This is a genomic window from Spirosoma arcticum (genome assembly GCF_054779955.1).
On sequence record NZ_BAAGXG010000001.1, the window covers coordinates 789,300 to 805,270 of the forward strand.

The following is a 15,971-nucleotide window of genomic DNA, read 5'->3' on the forward strand; positions in this document are numbered from 1 at the left end:
CAAACGGGTGATGTTAGCATGAGAGACGGCAGAGAAGCTCTTGGCAAGGTGCACTTGTGGATTGGGTGGACCGTCGTTTTGCTCCTGCTGACGTCGGCCGATCTTCGCGCGACGCACGTTATTGGGGGCGACATCAGTATGCGGGCCGTTGGCACTACGCCGGGCCTGTTTCGCATTCAGCTCAACCAGTACTGGGACGAGACAAAGACGGGTACGGGCAACCGCGACCCGTTTGTGACGCTGCTGATTTACCGGAAGCAGAATCCCCGGCTGATTGATACCCTGCGGCTCAACCTTCAGGAAGCGCTGCCGCTCACGTTCAACAACGCATCCTGCGCCAAATCCCTTGCACTTAATTTTACCGAAGCCCGGTATTTTGCGACGTACCAGTTCGATCCGGCGCTTTACACCGACCCCGGTGGGTACTACATGGTGTGGGAGCGCTGCTGCCGCAACGACGCGCTGACCAACGCTGTCAGCGTTGGGATGGCGGGCGTTGCCATGGTGTTCTACCTTGAGTTTCCGCCCATGCAGGTCAGCAACCGGCCGCTCATCAACTCGTCGCCCGACTTCGGCATTCCAAACGGCGATTACATCTGCGTCAACAAGCCCTTTACGTTCAACGTGGGGGCTACCGACGCCGACGGCGACCAGCTCCGGTACTCACTCGTGACGCCCCTCAACGGCTACACTGACCGCACAACGACCCTCGGCGACAAATCCGTCAAAGCCGACTACCCACCTATTACCTGGGCACCGGGCATTGGCCTGACCAATGTCATACCGGGGAATCCGCCCCTGACGATCAACCCGGCAACCGGGCAGCTACGGGTGCAGGCCAGCCAACAGGGGCTTTTTCTGTTCACGGTGCAGTGCGAAGAGTTTAGAAATGGGCAACGCATTGGTCTCGTGCGTCGGGATTTTCAACTGCCCGTCATCGACTGCTCCCCAAATACGCCCCCGCCCGCCGTCGTGACAGTCGATAAGATCGCGCAAACGAACGTCGTCTCGTGCCCCGGTCAGACCCTGACGCTGGCCATCACGCCGAACCCGCTTTATGCGTACCAATGGCAACGGGACGGGGCAAACCTGCGGGGCGACACCCTGCCTACGCTCAACGTTGAGGTATCGGGGCGCTACACGGTCGTGACGAGCCAGGCCAGCGTGTGCAGCAATGACACGGTTTCGCAGGGAGTACAGGTAACCATTGCCACGCCCCCATCCGTTTCGCTGTCGGCGGTGAATCAGCCGCCCTACTGCGCGGGCGATACTGTTACGCTCCGGGCTGGGGGGCAGGCCGGGTACGTGTACCGCTGGCGTCGCGATGGGAGGGACCTCGTGGGCGAACGGCAGGCCACACTCCGGGTGAGCCAGTCAGGTCAGTATGTGGTGCTGGCCCGGCCTGCTTCGGCCGTCTGCGACGGAGCCGATACGGTGCAGGTCCTCATCGGAGCGCGTCCGGTGGTGAGCGTAACCGCATCGGCGACTGCATTCTGCGCCGATGCGTCGGCGCAGCTGACGGCGCAGACCAGCCCCGGCGATCAGTACGTCTGGCAACGCAACGGGTCCCGGCTTCCCGATACGACCATTCGTCTGACCGTGCGGCAGTCGGGCAAGTACCAGGTGAGGGTGACGAACCCGGCGGGCTGCACGGCAGCATCGGCGACCTTAGCCTTAACCCGGTATGAGCCGCCTGCGGTGCAGTTCGACTCCATTGCGCCGGTTTGTGGCAGTAGCCCCGTGGTGCCGTTGCGTGGTCAGCCGGGCGGGGGCGTGTATGCCGGGCCGGGCGTAACGGGTGATCAGTTCAGCCCGTCGGTGGCGGGTGTGGGGCGGCACCAGCTAACCTACACCGTGACCGACCCGAACGGGTGCCCGACGGAACAATCCCGGTCGGTGTTGGTGACGCCGGGTCCGGCCCTGACCGGATCGACGCTGTATCAACTCGTGAAGGGCGACAGCGTTCGGCTCCAGACGCAGGCCAGCGAACCCATCAGCCGCTACCAGTGGGACCCGCCCGCCAATCTTAGCCGCACCGACGTGGCCAGCCCCGTGGCGAACCCGACCCAAACAACGCGCTATCAGCTCACCGCCGTGGGCGCAACCGGGTGCCTGTCCACCCTGTCGGTGCAAGTCGACGTGATGGAGACGATCTATATCCCCTCGGCTTTCACGCCCAATGGGGACGGGCTGAACGACGCCTGGCTGATTCCAAACATTACGTCGTTTCCGCTCTGCGAAGTGGCCGTGTACAACCGCTGGGGCGAACTGGTTTTCTTCTCCAAAGGATACGCCCAGCCGTGGGACGGCACCTACCGGCAGGAGCTTGTTGGGGCGGGCGTCTACACCTACCACGTCTCGACTGGTTCGAGCGTGTTCCGTACCACCTACCGGGGAAAAGTGACCGTAATTCACTGAGTCGCTCGTGGTTCTTTTGCTCGTTTCCCGGTCGGCCAGCTAACGTATCCTTACCATCTGCTTCGCTGTGCCCGACCGGCGGCTGATTACTTCCCGCATCGCTGTAGTAATTCTGTGGGCGTAAATCTACCCATACCAACTGAACGTAAGTAAGCCGAGGATTACTACAGGTAGCTGTTTTCGGGTAATGAACTTCGGCTTCGGTCGTGATCTGTATTCACCGTTGCTGCGCTCGTTCCAGAACCCGCTACGCTTTTATCATGGGAAATATCAGTAAAATGCTGCGCCGGTTGCCACTATGGATCAGTTGGGCCGCCGTTCTGCTGCTGATATCGACCAGTCTTCGCGCTAATCACATCATTGGGGGCGACATCAGTATGCGGGCCGTTGGTACTACGCCAGGCCTGTTTCGCATTCAGCTCAATCAGTACTGGGACGAAATGAAGACGGGTGTGGCCAACCGCGACCCTACCGTAACCGTATTTATTTACCGTAGGCAGAATCCGGCACTGATCGATTCGCTCACGATTGATTTGCAGGCTGTCATTCCCCTCATAGTCAACGAATCGGCCTGCGCCAAACGACTCAACACGAATTTTACCGGGGGGCAATACGTCCGAACGTATCAGTTCGATCCGGCCCGGTACGCCGATCCGGGCGGTTATTACATGGTATGGGAGCGCTGCTGCCGCAACGATGCCCTCACGAACATCGTCAGTAGTGGGACGGCGGGCGCGGGACTGGTGTTCTATCTGGAGTTTCCTCCTATGCAGGTCAGCAGCCAGCCGTTCGTCAACTCGTCGCCCGATTTTGGCCTGCCCAACGGGGACTACATCTGCATCAACAAACTCTTTACCTTCGACGTGGGGGCTACCGACGCCGACGGCGATCAACTCCGTTACTCGCTCGTGACGCCCCTCAACGGCAATACCAGCAACACAACGACGATAGGTAACCGGTCGGTCAAAGCGAGCTACCCCACTATCACCTGGGCACCGGGCATTGGCCTGACCAATATCATACCGGGTAATCCAGCCCTGAGCATCAACCCGGCCACGGGTCAGCTACGGGTGCAGGCCACCCAACAGGGACTTTTTCTGTTTGCCGTGCAGTGTGAGGAGTTCAGGAATGGGCAGCGCATTGGGCTGGTGCGCCAAGATTTCCAGCTACCCGTCATCGACTGCGTGCTGCAAACACCCCCGCCCGCCGTGGTGAGAGTCGATAACGTTCCGCAAACCAACGTTGTGTCGTGCCCTGGTGAGCCATTGACGCTGGCCGTTACCCCCGATCCGCGCTACGCTTACCAATGGCAGAAAGACGGGGCGAACCTGCGGGGCGACACCCTGCCCACCCTAAGTGTAAAGGAATCCGGGCGCTATACCGTCGCGACGATACAAACCAACGTGTGCAGTAACGAGACTATCTCGCCGGGGGTTCAGGTCACGATTACCACGCCCCCTTCCGTTACCCTGTCGCTAGTCAGTCAGCCGCCTTATTGCGCGGGCGATACTGTTACGCTCCGGGCGGGGGGGCAGGCCGGGTACGTCTACCGCTGGCGTCGCGACGGGCAGGATATCGTGGGCGAAAGGCAGGCCACGCTCCGCGTCAGCGGGCCGGGTCAGTACGTGGTGCTGGCCCGGCCCGCTGCGGCCGCCTGCGAGGGGAAAGATACGGTGCAGGTTACAGTTAATGCCCGGCCGGTGGCCAAACTAACCGCTTCAGCGACCACCTTCTGCCCCGATGGGTCGGCGCAGCTACGGGCATCCGAGAGTCCCGGCGACCGGTACGTTTGGCAACGTGATGGCACCCGGCTTTCGGATACGACCAATCGCCTGATCGTACGGCAGTCGGGTATCTACCAGGTTACAGTAACTAATCCGGCGGGCTGCACGGCTATTTCGGAGGGGCTGGCTATGATCCGCTACGAGCCGATCACCGTGCGATTAGATTCCATTGCGCCGATTTGCGGCACCATCGGCCCCTCAGTGCTGCTGCGCGGTGAGCCGACTGGTGGGGTGTTTGCCGGGCCGGGCGTGACGGGCGACCGCTTCAGCCCGTCGGTGGCGGGAACGGGGCAGCACCAGCTAATCTATAGTGTAACCGACCCCAACGGATGCCGGACGGAGCAGTTGGGGTCGGTTACAGTGACGGTGGGGCCAACCCTGACGGGACCCACGCTGTACCAGATCGTGCAGGGCGACAGCGTCCGGCTTCAGACCCAGACTACCGAGCCGGTTGGCCGCTACCAGTGGGACCCGCCCGCCGACCTGAGCCGCGCCGACGTGGCCAGCCCCCTGGCCAGTCCGGCCCGAACGACGTCCTACCAGCTCACCGCCGTGAGCGCAGCCGGTTGTTTGGGTACGCTGTCGGTGCGGGTGGAGGTGATCGAATCAATTTACATTCCTTCTGGGTTTACCCCTAACGCTGACGGCCTGAACGACGCGTGGCTGATTCCGAACGTCGCATCGTTTCCGCTCTGCGAAGTGGCCGTGTACAACCGCTGGGGCGAACTGGTTTTCTTCTCCAAAGGGTACGCTCAGCCGTGGGACGGCACCTACCGGCAGGAGCCGGTTGGGGCGGGCGTTTACACCTACCACATTTCAACTGGTCAAGGGTTGCTAAACACGACATATCGGGGGAAAGTGACCCTGATGCGCTAAGCCGGGGTTGGCCCACTCGCTCAATTTATCATCGTCAACGCAATCTGCCGTCATACATCCACCGTTTAATCAACAAATCGGGGTGCGTTGCTCCGTGGTTGCCCAATTGGGTGATCCAGTTTTTTGTTCAAACTATACCCAACATGATTAAAAATTCGTGTTTCTCATGGGCACTTTCGGTTGCCTTTCTCGCAGGAACCTCGGCGACCGTGGTCGCTCAGAATCAGAATACGACGGCTCAGCCCACCACAACGTCGACGACCACCATGCCCGAAAGCACCATGAAACCAGGTGGCATGACGGGCAAGGATTTAACCATCAGCGCGGCTAAGTCGGCCAGTCACACAACCCTGTTTCGGGCGCTGCGGGTATCGGGCCTGACCGATCAGTCCAGCGCCAAAGGTCCTTATACCGTGTTTGCCCCCACCAACGAGGCTTTCGATAAACTCCCAGCCGGTACGCTCGACGAACTGCTGAAACCAGCCGCGAGGGCCAAATTAGTGAAGGTGCTGTCCTATCACGTGGTGAAGGGTAAACTCAAGGCCGCTGACCTGCAGGACGGCCAGAAACTGAAAACCGTGACGGGCGGTACGCTGACGGTAAACAAACAGGGCGACACGGTGACGATAGTCGACGGGGCGGGCAACAGCGCAACGGTTAACCAAGCAGATATCGAAGCCACCAACGGCGTTGTTCACTCGGTCGATGCGGTGCTCATGGCGGCCGGTGGAAAGTAGGTTTTTAGGTGTGTAGGCGGCTGGTTGTCTACCTGAATTTAATTTTGATTAGTATTCAAAGAAGACCGGATCATGTCCGGTCTTTTTGCATGAATAGAGAGGACCTTCTGATGAAAAACACGCGTGGAGGCCGGAATTCAGGGCACGAACGGTGTCTAATCAACCGCGCGATTGTAATCAAATTTGGGTTGACTATGCGTAGAGAGTAACGTTACATTTAGCTGTGGTTACCAGTCAATCGAAAATATCCTTATTTTCGTATGTAGTGGTTAACTCCCGCCGAGATGCGCCTTCTTTTCCTGCTCCTTCTGATTCCATTCGCCCTGTTCGCTCAGTCAGCCAGCCACAGGACTGCCAAAGGCTGGCAGGAGCTGACCATCTCCGACGGGCTGTCGCAGGGGATGATCTTCGATCTGGAGCAGGACCGCAACGGATTTATCTGGGTAGCCACCAAAGACGGACTGAACCGCTACGATGGTCATAACTTCACCGTTTTTACCCACGATCCCTACAACGCCTTCAGTATTTCTGACAATACCTGCTCGGCCCTGATGACCGACCGGAACGGACGGCTTTGGATTGGAACGCTCAATCAGGGATTAAACCTGTTCAATGACCGCAGCGGGCGGTTCTATCACCTCAACATTACCGACCGGACGGCACCCAATGCGGGCAATTACGAAATTCAGTGTCTCGCCCAGGACCCCGATGGCGACATCTGGGTGGGCACCGACAAAGGCAGGTTGTTTAGAATCCGCCTGCCCGAATCCATTAAGACGGGCTTTCCCGACCAGCCTGATTTTACGGATCAGGTGCGGCTCGACCCGGTTTCTCTCGTGGAGACGAAGGCCGGAATCAGCAGCACTGTCCAGCACATCCGGTTCCGGCCCGACGGTCAGGCGGTTGTTGGGAGCACCGTCGGCCTGTTTGGCATCAACTGGCGTCGGCCCGCTAAATCCACGAGGCTGAACGAGTCAACGGCCAATGTACCTGACCTGGTATATGCGTTTTACGGCGATGCGAAGCAGGATTTCCGGGCGGCCGTCACCATGGGATACATCATCTGCTGGCAACGCGGCATCCGGAAAACCATTGCCCTGCCGAAAAAGGAGTATGCCGCGACCACGTTGCGGTTACTCGATGAACATACAGTGGTCGTTGCCACGTCCGACTACCTCTGGATGATGTCGCCCGATGAACTCATGCGCCAGGACAGCCTGACGAGCCGCAATGCGTTTGCCACCCTGCCGGAACATGTTTATGCCACCACCGACCTGATCAAGGATCGAACCGGCAGCATCTGGGTAGGCACCAGCGGCTACGGGCTGCGCAAGTTCAATCCCAGGGTCAAACAGTTTGGGGCCTATCTGCCCAACACGACGCTCTCGTACCTGTTTGCCGACCGGCAGGGCAACACCTACGTGCGGCACGAGTTTGCGTACGGGCGGCTGAACCGGGCCACTAACCGGATGGAACCCTTCCTGAGCAACACCCTGCCAGCCGCCGACAAACGGCAACGCTTTCTGATGCAGGATCGGGCGGGCAATTTCTGGGCCTCCAACGTGCACTTCCAGACGCACGTGCAGCATTTGTTCAAGTTCTCGTCCAACTGGCAACTGCTCAAAAAGTACCCCATGCCCGCCAACACGTCGTTTGGGTTTTTTGTGAATCAGACCGTTGAAGATCAGGCCGGTCGGCTCTGGATTGGCGGCATCAATGGAAAGCTCCTCCGGTTCGATCCGGGAACCGAAGCCTTCACGGTGTTTGATTACCAGGCGCTGCTTCCGCAGGGCGAAGCCGAAATTGCAACGTACGCGCTGTATTTCGACCAGGGAGGAACGCTCTGGATCGGTACCCAGGCCGGTTTGATTCGGGCCGATCATCACCAGACAACGCCCACCTTCACGTGCTATAAAAACGACCGGACAAACCGCCGAAGTTTAAGCTACGACGTCGTGTCGAGCCTGATTGACGATCCCGACCAACCCGCCCGTTACCTTTGGGCAGGCACCAAAGGCGGTGGGCTGGAGCGATTGGACAAACAAACGGGCCAGTTTGAACACGTAACCGAGGCCCAGGGCCTGCCCAACAACGTGGTATATGGCATCCTGGTCGATGAGTTCAAAAACCTTTGGCTAAGCACCAACCGGGGACTGGCGCAGTACGACCCCCGCAGCCGTAAGTTCCGCAATTACACCGATGGCGACGGCCTGCAGGACAATGAATTTAATACGGGTTCCTACTTTAAAACGGCTTCGGGCGAACTACTCTTTGGGGGTGTCAACGGGCTGACGGCCTTCCGGTCCGGGGCAGTGGTGGGCCGGACCGGTCCCGCCCCTCAGGCGCACATCATCGGGCTGAAGGTCAACAACGAACCGGTGGGGGCTGGGGGGAGCGACGGCATTCTGCCCGAACGCATTGAACACACCCAACGGCTCGATCTGGCGCACACCCAAAACGGGCTGACGCTTGAATTCGGCGTGATGGATTACACGAATTCGGCCAAAAACCGTTACCGCTACCGACTGAACGGTATTGACCGGGACTGGGTAGAAGCGGGTACGAACCGATTTGCCAACTACGCCCAACTGCCCGCTGGTGACTATACCTTTCAGATGATCGGCTCGGCCGATGGCGAAGTATGGAGCAAACCCGCTACGCTGCAGATTCAGATTCGCCCGCCGGTCTACCGCACCTGGTGGGCCTATCTACTCTACGCCCTGGCGATTGGCGCCATCGCCTGGCAACTGTACCGGTTTCAGCGGGGGCGGCTGCTGTTGCAGCAACGGGTAGCGTTCGAGCAGCAGGAAGCGGGTCGGCTCGCCGAGCTGGACAGGCTCAAAACGCAGTTTTTCACCAATATCTCCCACGAACTTCGCACCCCGCTGACGCTGATTCTGGGGCCGGTTGAGGATGTGGTGACAGAATACGCTCACGACAGCCGCTTTCCGCTGATTCAGCGCAATGCCCGGCGGCTGCTGAGTCTGATCAACCAGTTGCTCGACCTGAGCAAACTCGAAGCGGGTCAGCTCCGGCCCGAACCCAAACGGGGCGATATTGCGGCTTTCCTGCGCACACTGGCCAGTTCCTTTACATCGCTGGCCGCGAGCCAGCAGCTTGAATTCACGTTTGCGCAGAATAAAGCTGAATGCTGGACCGACTTCGACGCCGATAAGATCGAAAAAATCGTGACTAATCTGCTGGCTAATGCCGTCAAATTTACCCCGCCGGGCAACGACGTGCGCATGACCGTTCGCTACCCGGAGCCGGACGAAGCCCAGCAACTGCACCTCACCATTGCCGATACGGGTATTGGGATTGCGCCGGAACACCTGACCCACATTTTTGAGCGATTTTATCAGCGGACCACCGATGCGGCCGACGGGCCGACCAACCGGCCGCACGAGGGCACCGGCATTGGGCTGGCCCTGGTGCACGAACTGGTTCGGGTACTCGACGGTCGGGTGGGGGTAACCAGCACGGTGGGTCAGGGAACGACGTTTACGGTGACGCTTCCCTTCGTGAACGTCGACAAGCCTGCCCTGGCCCCCGTATCCTCACCGGCCCCTGCGTTGGCCGACATCGACCCACCCGTCGACTGGCCAATGGCCTCAACGGCCACCGAACTACTTCACGTACCCGGTGGCCCGATTGGCATAGCTCCGGCCAACAGCATCCTGCTCGTCATCGACGACAACGCCGACATCCGGGCTTACGTGCGCAGCATCTTCGGGGCTGATTACCAGATTATCGAAGCCGCCGATGGGCAGCAGGGACTGGAACAGGCTACGGCTATACTGCCCGACGTGGTTATCTGTGACCTGATGATGCCCCGGCTGGACGGGTTTGGCTTTTGCCGGGCGCTGAAGACGCAGGACGCCACCAGCCACATTCCGGTGGTGATGCTCACGGCCAAAGCGACCGTTGGTGACCGCATCGAAGGTTTTGAGCTGGGGGCCGACGACTACCTGACCAAACCCTTTAACCGGGCTGAGCTGCGGGCGCGGGTGCGGAATCTGGTGGAACAGCGCGAACGACTCTACCAGCGTTTTGCCACCAGCCGGACGCTGAACGGCCACGCGCCCGCTGCCGGGCCGTCCGACCCCCCCCTGCTGAGGGCCGAACAGCAGTTTCTGGACCGGCTTACGGGGGTGGTGACGCAGCAGATCGACAATGCCGATTTCACGGTCGAGGCTCTGGCCGAAGGCGTCCACATGAGCCGGACCCAACTGCACCGCAAGCTAAAAGCCCTCACCAACACGTCGGCGACCAACTTTATCCGGGACCTCCGGCTGGCAAAGGCGGCCGAACTGCTGCGCCGGGGAGACGAAAGTGTGACGCAGGTGGCCTACGCCGTTGGGTACGATAACCTGTCGTATTTCGCCAAAGTATTTCAGGAGCAGCACGGTGTACTGCCCTCCCAGTATGGCAAATCCGAAACGCCGGTTTCCTGAATTAGCTGAATAATCTGTTTGAAAAAGCCCGCTGAGACGGGCTTTTTTTGGGCCATGCAACGAGCGTGTTAATGAATGCAACGAGGGTGTTAGCGGATCAACGGGCGGTGGTGCTACTTGCCCACTTATTGACAACCCATAAGCCGTTGGGGTAACCTGACAACCGAATCACTACTCGTCTACCCCTATGAAAAAAACCGGACCTGCCGACGAACAATTGATAAGCCGCTTTCTAAATACGAATTCTGACAACAGCTTCGAGGTGCTTTACAACCGATACGCCAGTAAAGTGTATCAAACCTGCCTCACGATGACAAAGGACTCGGTCGCGGCTCAGGACTATACCCAGGATATTTTCATCAAAGTATTCAATCGGCTGGATTCGTTTCAGAGCCGGTCTTCGTTCTCTACCTGGCTCTATTCCATCTCTTATCACTATTGTCTGGATCAAATCCGGATCAATAAACGGCTGCAACTGGAGCCGCTGGCCGATGACCTGATTGACGACCAATTAGCCGACCGGATTCCGGATAGCAGCTCGGCTGAACTGCTGGAACGGCAGATGCAGGTCCGGGAGGCCATTCTGCGCACATTGCCTGAAGACGAATTAACGCTGCTGCAACTCAAGTATGAGCAGGGCTTAACCGTTCAAACAATTAGTGAGCGATACGGACTGTCGGTAAGCGCGGTGAAGATGCGCCTGAAACGGACACGGGATAAGTTACAGGACACGCGCTTAAAATTGAACTGTTGACTACTAACCCATACGCTACAGCATCCGTGCCAACGCCGACGGCAGTCAGGATATCGCCCTCGACGGACTGGCGAAACGGTAGGCGCGTTGGCTTCTATCCACACCTTTACCTTCCTCTTTTTTGCCAGCACTCCCCGATCTGTGAGAATACAGATCGGGGATATTCTATTAATTGGCGCATCACGTTCTGAAATTACCTTGCCTGATCTGCGCTTCTCAGGTCGGCAGGCCCACTATCGACCGAGCGGGCGGCAACCGGTTTGTCGGCAAACAATACAAATGACGGACAGTTAACGTAAAGCAAATAAGCTTAACGAATCAACCTAAACGCTCGATTGGGCACCGTTATGGAAAATCAAGAAGAAGACAAAGAAGCCATCGTCCGGGCTAAACAGGCGATCTCACCCGCTGGCTTAGGCGACCGCTCCGACAAAGCAACGACGCTGCCAGGCAACGACTCGCCCGAGGACACGCCCGTTAGTGGCCTGGACACCACCCCGGCCGATGATGCCGAAGAGGACGATGTGCCCACAACCCATCCGAACCGAAACCGCGACGGTAAAGTCGATCTCGATAAACCGTCGTACAGTTAAGAATTCACGAATCAGACAGGCATCCCCCGAAGAGACGCCTGTCTGATTCGTGGATCGCTACCGCTAATTTTCCCCGCCCGCCGACGTTTAGTAACTACCATTCACTCGACAAATGAACAGGAATAATCGGAATCTATTAATCGGCGTAGCCATACTCGCCGGACTGCTGCTTGTTTTCTTTATTGGCCGCACCTTCCTTGGTAAAACCACCGTTTCCCCCGCCCGCCAACAGGCTGAACGAGCGGAGAAAACCATAAAACAGGAACGCCTGACGTTGCATCAGGTGTGCCGCTACGCGGATTCGGTCGGGATCGACACGAGCCGCTACGCCACAAAACCCACCGATTCGGAAGCGATGTTGAGCGATAAATTAGCGCGTCTGCTCATCGAAGTGCGGTACGGTAAGAAACCCTCGCGGCTGGCCTACACCGGGTTGAAAGAAACCATTGACCCGGCCTGGGCCGCGAAAACAGACAGTGCATTCTCACCGGCTCTGCTCCAAAACGTTTCGTCGTTCGCGCCTTACAATCAATTGGTTGGGCATTACAACCGCCTGCGCAACCGGGCTAACCCAAATCCCGCCATTGCCGATTCGCTCCGGCTGATTCGGCAAACGCTCAATTTTTACCGCTACACCAACCGGTTTGCCGCCGATAAATTCGTGGTCGTCAACATCCCGGCGGGCGAACTGAACGTGTTCGACCAAAGCGGGAAACGACTGCTGCCGATGCAGGTGATTGCCGGAAAAGCCGACAAGCGGACACCCTGCATGACCACCTACATCAAAGGCATTGTGGCATACCCGTACTGGAACGTACCGCGGGGCATTGCCCTGGAGGAGATGCTGCCCCGGATGCAGCGCGACCTGTCGTACATCTACAACCAGAACCTGCAAATTCTGGATGAGCGCGATCAGGAAGTAGACCCCGAAGAAATCGACTGGCAAGGCCTGTCCACGACCAATTTTCCGTACCGCGTCCGGCAGGCGTCGGGCTGCGACAATTCGCTGGGATTGATCAAGTTTGAATTAGAAAACCCGCTGGCGATCTACCTGCACGACACCAACAGCCGCGATTTGTTCACGCTCACCGCCAACCGCTGGCGGAGTCACGGCTGCGTTCGGGTGCAGAAACCCGTCGAGTTAGCCAACTTAGTGCTGGGTAAGCCGACCTTCGACGCCGGGTTCATGAATCGCTGCTTAGTCGACCAGAAGCCGAAGACGCTGGTCATTCCTAAACCCGTTCCGGTGTTCATCGCTTACAATACGGCGGATGTAGATGCAGCCGGAAAATTGCGGTTCTACCGCGACGTGTACGCGCTGGATAAGTAAGGCGGGCAGGCTTTTGCCGAACAATTCAGGCACTACTGATTTGGCGGGTTGGCATCAATTTTGTTTGAATTGCAGTACTCATTTGGGGCAAAAAGACGCTCGACCGTGACCACCGCAATTCAGCAAAAATATGCACGCACTTATCCGTACGGTCAATCTCACTATCCGATCCCGGCGTTTACAAGTCACTCTATTCGTCGCTTCTTTATGGGTTCTGGCCGCCTGCCAGCCCACGAACGATACCGTAACGCCAAGCCCCGGCGCGGCCACAACCGACGCGGCAGTGGCAATCCAGTGGATGGATCTGTTCCTGGATATTGAGCGGTACGCGCCCGGCTACCGCCCCCCGGTTGCCGCCCGAACGCTGGGCTACATTAGTTTGGGGGCGTACGAAACAGTCGTCCCCGGCTCAATGGACTACCAGTCGGTAGCGCCCCGGTTTGCGGGCCTGACGGTGCCTAAAACTGAAACGGGTAAATCATACCGCTGGGATGTGGCCGTTAACGAGACGTACTACGCCCTGATGAAAAGTTTCTTCCCGCACGTGGTCGATGCCGACAAGGTGAAGATCGAGCGGTTGTACGCCGACCTGACCACCAGCGTCGGTTCGGCGGATGAACGGACGCGCTCGAAAGCGTTTGGTCAGGCTATGGCAGCGGCCGTATTTGCTTACTCGAAGACCGACGTTGCCGGTGATGCCGGTTACCTGCGCAATCAACCGGCCGATTATGTGCCGCCCAAAGGCCTTGGTAAGTGGCAACCCACCGCTCCTGACTTCAGCCGGGCACTGCTGCCCTACTGGGGTAAGGTCAGGACGTTCATCGCCACCGAAGCAGACAAAGTAGCCAAGGCCCCGCTCTCGTACAACACCAACGTAACATCAACTCTGTTTGCCCAGGGGCTGGAAATTTATTCGGCAACGACGCCACTCTCGAAGGAGCAGCAATGGATTGGCGAGTTCTGGAGCGATGACATCTACAAACTGACGTTTGAACCGGCGGGGCGCTGGCTGGCAATTGCTCAACAGGTCGTTCGTAAAGAAAATGTCCCGCTGGACAAGGCCGTTTACACCTATGCTAAACTGGGTATTGGCCTGAGCGATACGGGCGTAGCGTGCTGGAACTCCAAGTATTTGTATAACATTGAGCGCCCCATTACCTACATTCGACGGACTATTGATCCGACCTGGCGTACCCGGCTGAATAACCCCATTGCCATTCAGGAAGGCGTTACACCACCTTTCCCCGCTTACCCGTCCGGGCATTCCTGTTTCGGAGCCGTGGCTGCGGAAATTCTGACCGACATCTACGGCGCCACGTACGCCATGACCGACAATTGTCACAAAGACCGCACGGAGTTCAATGGTGCCCCCCGCAATTTTAATAACTTCTACGAAATGGCCCAGGAGAATGCCTACTCGCGGGTTGTGTTGGGTGTTCATTACCGGATGGACTGCGAAGAAGGTTTGCGGATGGGGTACGTCATTGGCCGCCGGGTAAATCAGGTAGCCTGGAAAAAGTAACACGGTAATGTATCTGTAATTCATAAAAAAGGCGTCGTTCTCTCAGAACGACGCCTTTTTTATGAATTACAGATACATTACAGCGAACCTATAGTTTCGGAAAGGTAGGCTGATTTAGTCAGGTAGTCGGTGTTAGGGTGAACGTAGCAAGTAAACTACACAATGAACAAACTCTAATAGATGTTTAGTTGTCAATCAATAGTTCATTGCTCTATCCCTTCAGACGGTATGCCTTTTCATCAATTAAAACAGCTTATACAAGCTATCCATCCCATTTCTGGACCGGACTGGGATGACTTTTCTATCATTTGGCGGCCAGTTTCAGCCGAGCGAAAGTCCCTCTTAACGGTAGCGGGCGAGATAGAAAACTACATATATTTTGTTGCAGAAGGCGTTCAGCGCGTGTACTATCTGGACGAACAGGACCGTGAGGCCACGCTGGTCTTCTCGTATGCTCCCTCTTTTGGGGGCGTGGTCGATTCGCTGATGCTACAGCAGCCCTCCCGCTACTATTATGAAACCTTGACCCCCTCCGTTTTTCTGCGGGCTTCCTTTCACGATTTACAGGCGGTTATGCAACGCAGGCCAGTAATTGAAACTACGATTCGGTTGGGCATCACGCAGGCGCTGTCGGGAGTCCTGGAACGATTGGTTGAGTTACAATGCTACTCTTCGGCCGATAAATTCAGAAAGCTACTCCAGCGCAGTCCCCACATTTTACAGGTGGTGCCTCACAAATATTTAGCGAATTACATTGGGGTCGATCCCACTAATTTTAGTAAGTTCATTAACCGCATCAAGTCCTGAAATCTTGGTAAATACCAATAATCAATACCCGAAGACCAATCAATTTTGCATCGTATTAAATCCCCTGATATGAAGACTATTGATAAGACATCTTGGCTGGCTTCACTGGAACAACAGGTCGAAGGGCAAATTCAGGAAGCGGTGCAGCATTTTCAAAATTTGGATGAAAACACACTGCACAATCCCTCGCCAACCGGTGGCTGGAGTATTGCACAGTGTTTAGCCCATTTGATTACCTACGGTCACTATTATCTGCCCCGCTTGAAACAAGGGCTGCAAAAACAGCAGCCGGGTAGGCACCCAGCCGATACATTCGTCAGTTCATGGCTGGGCGCGTATCTTACGAAGCTCATGGACTCGAAAGCGAATAGTAGGAAACTTAAAGCGGCTAAACGTCACCTACCAGCCGATACCTTATTTCCACATCAGGTAGTTGCGGAATTCATTGACCAGCAAGAAGAACTACTCCGTCTGCTCAGAATAGCCCGAAAAGCAGATTTGAACACCGTTCGGGTTCCTCTGTCCATTGCCGCTTGGGTGAGACTCCCATTGGGCGACATTTTAGAATTCATGGTGGTTCATACGGAACGGCATATCGCACAGGCAAAACGAAACACAACACAACTGGTTTAGCTGAGCCGTAAACATGATGACGCTAAATACATGGTGGGCTGCTACGAGCATCTTGGTATAGTT

The 15,971-nt window shown here is 57.1% G+C and carries 10 protein-coding genes; all 10 read left to right on the forward strand.

Annotation, left to right across the window (positions count from 1 at the left end; genetic code table 11):
• The first annotated feature begins 18 nt into the window (after positions 1 to 18).
• Complete coding sequence (locus tag ACYVHB_RS03515) at positions 19 to 2,418, forward strand: T9SS type B sorting domain-containing protein (protein WP_461049642.1); 2,400 nt, start codon at positions 19 to 21, stop codon at positions 2,416 to 2,418.
• A gap of 260 nt (positions 2,419 to 2,678) precedes the next feature.
• Positions 2,679 to 5,078, forward strand: a complete 2,400-nt coding sequence (locus tag ACYVHB_RS03520; protein WP_461049644.1) for a T9SS type B sorting domain-containing protein — start codon at positions 2,679 to 2,681, stop codon at positions 5,076 to 5,078.
• Positions 5,079 to 5,221: 143 nt separating this feature from the next.
• Positions 5,222 to 5,815: a fasciclin domain-containing protein gene (locus ACYVHB_RS03525; RefSeq protein WP_461049646.1), complete on the forward strand. Its 594-nt coding sequence runs from the start codon at positions 5,222 to 5,224 to the stop codon at positions 5,813 to 5,815.
• A 284-nt stretch (positions 5,816 to 6,099) separates the two neighbouring features.
• Positions 6,100 to 10,269 carry a hybrid sensor histidine kinase/response regulator transcription factor gene (locus tag ACYVHB_RS03530; RefSeq protein WP_461049648.1) on the forward strand — a complete coding sequence of 1,390 codons (4,170 nt, stop codon included), beginning with the start codon at positions 6,100 to 6,102 and terminating at the stop codon, positions 10,267 to 10,269.
• Positions 10,270 to 10,456: 187 nt separating this feature from the next.
• Positions 10,457 to 11,023 carry an RNA polymerase sigma factor gene (locus ACYVHB_RS03535; RefSeq protein ID WP_461049650.1) on the forward strand — a complete coding sequence of 189 codons (567 nt, stop codon included), beginning with the start codon at positions 10,457 to 10,459 and terminating at the stop codon, positions 11,021 to 11,023.
• Between the two features lie 347 nt (positions 11,024 to 11,370).
• On the forward strand, positions 11,371 to 11,616 hold the full coding sequence (locus ACYVHB_RS03540) for a hypothetical protein (RefSeq protein WP_461049651.1): 246 nt from the start codon (positions 11,371 to 11,373) through the stop codon (positions 11,614 to 11,616).
• A gap of 112 nt (positions 11,617 to 11,728) precedes the next feature.
• Positions 11,729 to 12,946: a L,D-transpeptidase family protein gene (locus ACYVHB_RS03545; RefSeq protein WP_461049653.1), complete on the forward strand. Its 1,218-nt coding sequence runs from the start codon at positions 11,729 to 11,731 to the stop codon at positions 12,944 to 12,946.
• Positions 12,947 to 13,076: 130 nt separating this feature from the next.
• Positions 13,077 to 14,468 (forward strand): vanadium-dependent haloperoxidase, encoded by a 1,392-nt coding sequence (locus tag ACYVHB_RS03550; RefSeq protein ID WP_461049655.1) that lies wholly within the window; start codon positions 13,077 to 13,079, stop codon positions 14,466 to 14,468.
• A 228-nt stretch (positions 14,469 to 14,696) separates the two neighbouring features.
• On the forward strand, positions 14,697 to 15,275 hold the full coding sequence (locus ACYVHB_RS03555) for a Crp/Fnr family transcriptional regulator (RefSeq protein WP_461049656.1): 579 nt from the start codon (positions 14,697 to 14,699) through the stop codon (positions 15,273 to 15,275).
• 69 nt (positions 15,276 to 15,344) lie between these two features.
• Complete coding sequence (locus ACYVHB_RS03560) at positions 15,345 to 15,908, forward strand: DinB family protein (protein ID WP_461049658.1); 564 nt, start codon at positions 15,345 to 15,347, stop codon at positions 15,906 to 15,908.
• The last annotated feature ends 63 nt before the right edge of the window (positions 15,909 to 15,971 follow it).